Here is a 3,824-nt window from a genome sequence, read left to right as displayed (position 1 = left end):
AAGGTGAAAAAGTAGAGGCAGAAAATAAAAATGCTTCTGATGCCGATGACAGCAGCAAGGCAGGAGACAGTGCAAAATCAGACGAAGACAATAAAGAGACATCAGTGAAGGAGGAAGAAGACGGAGATTCTTCAGGAAAAGATTCAGATGATGAATCAGAGGAAGATGCTGAGGTAACGGAAGCTTCTGCCGGAAAGATAGGTGTGCTTCTTTCTGATGACGATGAGGATGCAAAAATTGACAGCGAAGAGATGACTTCGCAGATTGAAGATGGAGGATATGAGGCAGATGTGAAGAATGCCGGCGGCGATCCTGCGCTTCAGATTTCCCAGATTCAGGAATTTATTGATGAGCAGGTTTCTGCCCTGATCATTGATCCGGTAGATTCCTATGGTCTGACAGATATCCTGAAAACTGCCAAAGAGCAGGAAATACCGGTTATTTCCTATGACAGTCTGATCCGGGATACTGCGGATATCAATTATTATGCAACTTATGATACCAGAGCAATAGGAAAGGATATTGCCAAAGAAATTATCAAAAAAATGGATCTGGATAAAGCCAGAGAGGATAAGAAGTCTTATACAATAGAATTTCTCATGGGATCTCCGGATGACAATGCTGCACTGTTTCTGTGTAATGGAATCCAGGAAGGGCTTCAGGAATATCTGGATGATGGAACACTTGTATGTAAATCCGGAAATACGTCATTTGATGATACAGGAATCATGAGATGGAGCGAGTCATCTGCAAAGACAAAACTTGATTCGATTATAAGTGAGTTTTATGCAGAGGAGAAGGCTCCGGATATTATCTGTACTGCATATGACGGATTTGCTTATGCTGCAGAGGAAATTTTAAGTGACAGTGGTCTGGAACCGGGAAGTGATGAATGGCCGATGATCACAGGATATGGCAGTGAGGCACAGGCAGTAAAGGATATTGCAGCAGGTGAAATGTCATTTACCATGTTTATGGACCGTAAGGAACTGGCTAAGGGCGGAGCACAGATGGCCATTGACTATCTGACAGGAGAGAAAGTTGACGTAAAAGATTATTCACAGTATGATAACGGAGTAAAGATTGTGGGAACTTTTACATGTGGAGCACAGATGATCGACAAGGATAATTATCAGATTCTTGTGGATAACGGAACTTATACGGAAGATGAGATCGCTCCTGATCCCACACCGACACCGGAGGTGACACCTGCGCCAGAGGCAACACCTGTGCCGAAAGTGACATTAAAGACAGCCTCAGAGGAAGATTCAAAAGAAGTGACACCAACTCCCGAAACAGAAGATAAATCAGAAGGTGAAACGAGAGAAAACCTGATCTATGATTCCGAAGATAACTCAAAAGTGGAGAAAACATCAGATCAGAAAAAAACAAAGAATTCATAGAACAAAAAAGGATGGGTTTTCCCATCCTTTTATAGTTAATCTCTGAAGGTTAAGGAATCGTCTGTCATGGAATCAACAATGGCAAGAGATTCAAGACGTATTCCCATATCGCGGATCTCCTGACCGCCATGCTGGAATCCTTTCTCAATAACAATACCGGCTCCTTCAAGAGTTGCCCCTGATTTCTTAACAATATCGATCAGGCCGAGAAGTGCACATCCGTTAGCAAGGAAATCATCAATCAGAAGTACATGATCTTCAGGTCCGAGAAACTTCCTGGAAAGGATCACATCATATACTTTCTTATGAGTGAAAGATTCTACTTTAGTTGTATACATTTCTCCATCCAGATTCACGCTCTGTGCTTTCTTGGCAAAAACTACAGGTACATCAAAGTACTGGGCAGCAATACAGGCGATACCGATACCGGATGCTTCAATTGTAAGGATTTTAGTGATTGGACAGTCGGAGAAGCGGCGTTTGAATTCTTTGCCGATTTCATTGATGAGGGTAATATCCATCTGATGATTTAAGAAACTGTCTACTTTTAAAATATTTCCCGGTTTTACAACTCCATCCTTAAGAATTCGGTCTTTTAAAAGCTTCATAGATTTCTCTCCTTTATATATGTAATTAGTTTGTAGCTGTCGGTAACTATCCGGTACACTGCTTCCCGAAAGTACTGAATAGTTACAGTTACTGTGAATATGCAGAATTCAAAAAACATCAGGCTGCAAAATGAACAGTAACATTGCTGTTTTGATAATTATAGACTATGATACGCTATAATTCGTCTTCATGCAATTATTTTTGACAAAAAATCTAAAAATAATTATAATAGTCTCAGACTGGTTGGGAAAAACCGCAGGACAATCTGTGCAGATTGCCGTAAATCAGCCGAAGAGGGCTAAATAGTGAAACGGATTGTGAATATCCGTCTTACGGACTGGAGATGGAATATGAAAGAATATGAACTGATATGGGAAATTTTTAATAAATGTCCGCGGAATCAGATGCGTGATGTTTTTGTGGAAGAGCTGGAACTTGAGGATCCGGAAGAATATATCAGAAATAAATTCAAAGGAAAAGAAGTTTCCTATGAAAAAACTGTCCTGGAGGATGGAACCATTATTTTTGATATTACGACTTCACAAATAAAACAGCGTTGCTCCTTTACAGAAATTTGACAAATGTGGTATAATATCATTTACGCTGTACGGAAGTACTGTAAGCAGGAAAGCCACAGACAGTGTGTGAGGATATAAAGACAGATAAGCGGTAAAGAATCGGATATTCTGAAAGAGAAAGGGGAATGTTATGGCCGAGGAACAAAAGACACATACGCATGTACTGGAGGATGGGACGGTAGTTGAACATTCTCATGGGGAGCATGGGCATCATCACAGTCATGCGCATACAAAGGCAGTGCTGAATCGTATGTCCAGAGCAATCGGACATATGGAATCTATCAAACGTATGATAGAGGACGGAAGAGACTGTGCGGAAGTTCTGATACAGCTTTCAGCAGTGAAATCTGCTATCAATAATACAGGTAAGATCATTCTGCAGGATCATATCGAACACTGTATCGTAGATGCAGTGGAACATGGTGATAAAGAGGCAATTAAAGAACTTGAGGTAGCAATTGACAGATTTGTAAAGTAATATGCGTACTCTGGAGATTGTTTGAAAAATGCTTTACGCAAGATGTGCGTCACAATTTGTGGGAATGATTTTTCAGACACGCTCCACACTGGCAATAGAGAATATTTTGTTATTGTTCACACACCACTATCCCGCGAGGTGTTTTGGCATGAATATGCCAAAATCCCGAGGCATACAAGCCAAAATTCCATTGCCGTAGGCAATCTGGAATGAATTTTGGCTACGTTACTGTGAACGGAGTGAACAGTAACAATATTTTGTCAGTACAGCAGTGCGTAAATATAAAGGAGAAGATTAATTATGGCAAAAGAATGTAACAACACTTCATGCGACAAAGCAAGCTGCGAAGGTTGTTCAAGCAGCAAGAAACAGCAGAGCTTTCAGGCAGAAATGAATGCTCAGTCAAATGTAAAACATGTGATCGGGGTTGTCAGCGGAAAGGGTGGAGTTGGTAAATCCTTCGTAACAGGCTCTCTGGCAAACATGATGGCAGCACAGGGATACAAAGTCGGTATCCTGGATGCGGATATCACAGGACCGTCCATTCCGAAAATGTATGGATTAAAGGGTGCAGCAATGGCAAATGATGAAGGTATCTACCCGATGATCACAAAAAACGGGATCAAGGTAATGTCCATCAACCTTCTGCTTCCTACAGAGGATACTCCTGTAATCTGGAGAGGTCCGGTTCTTGCAAATATGGTAAAACAGTTCTGGACAGATGTTATCTGGGGCGACGTAGACTATCTGTTTGTG

5 protein-coding genes are annotated in these 3,824 nt (G+C 41.2%); 4 read left to right on the top strand and 1 reads right to left on the bottom strand.

The features are described from left to right. The coding region (locus AC075L_RS06135; RefSeq protein WP_476387359.1) for a substrate-binding domain-containing protein at positions 1–1,403 on the top strand (1,403 nt) is incomplete at its 5' end. A 35-nt stretch (positions 1,404–1,438) separates the two neighbouring features. Here the strand turns inward: AC075L_RS06135 and AC075L_RS06130 are convergent. Then, the gene (locus tag AC075L_RS06130) at positions 1,439–2,011 is read right to left on the bottom strand and encodes a xanthine phosphoribosyltransferase (protein ID WP_022380651.1); all 573 of its coding nucleotides are present in this window, start codon (positions 2,009–2,011) and stop codon (positions 1,439–1,441) included. A 351-nt stretch (positions 2,012–2,362) separates the two neighbouring features. Here AC075L_RS06130 and AC075L_RS06125 point away from each other — a divergent pair, with 351 nt between their 5' ends. The 3 genes from AC075L_RS06125 to AC075L_RS06115 form a co-directional block, all read left to right on the top strand. Further along, on the top strand, positions 2,363–2,590 hold the full coding sequence (locus AC075L_RS06125; RefSeq protein ID WP_019162473.1) for a hypothetical protein: 228 nt from the start codon (positions 2,363–2,365) through the stop codon (positions 2,588–2,590). A gap of 130 nt (positions 2,591–2,720) precedes the next feature. Continuing rightward, the gene (locus tag AC075L_RS06120; protein WP_008707305.1) at positions 2,721–3,068 is read left to right on the top strand and encodes a metal-sensing transcriptional repressor; all 348 of its coding nucleotides are present in this window, start codon (positions 2,721–2,723) and stop codon (positions 3,066–3,068) included. 300 nt (positions 3,069–3,368) lie between these two features. Then, positions 3,369–3,824, top strand: a 456-nt coding sequence (locus AC075L_RS06115; protein WP_476387358.1) for a P-loop NTPase, incomplete at its 3' end; no start/stop codon positions are given.

It is taken from the genome of Blautia sp. ZXY-1-B12 (assembly GCF_056339915.1).
This window is presented reverse-complemented; position numbering and strand designations above follow the sequence as displayed.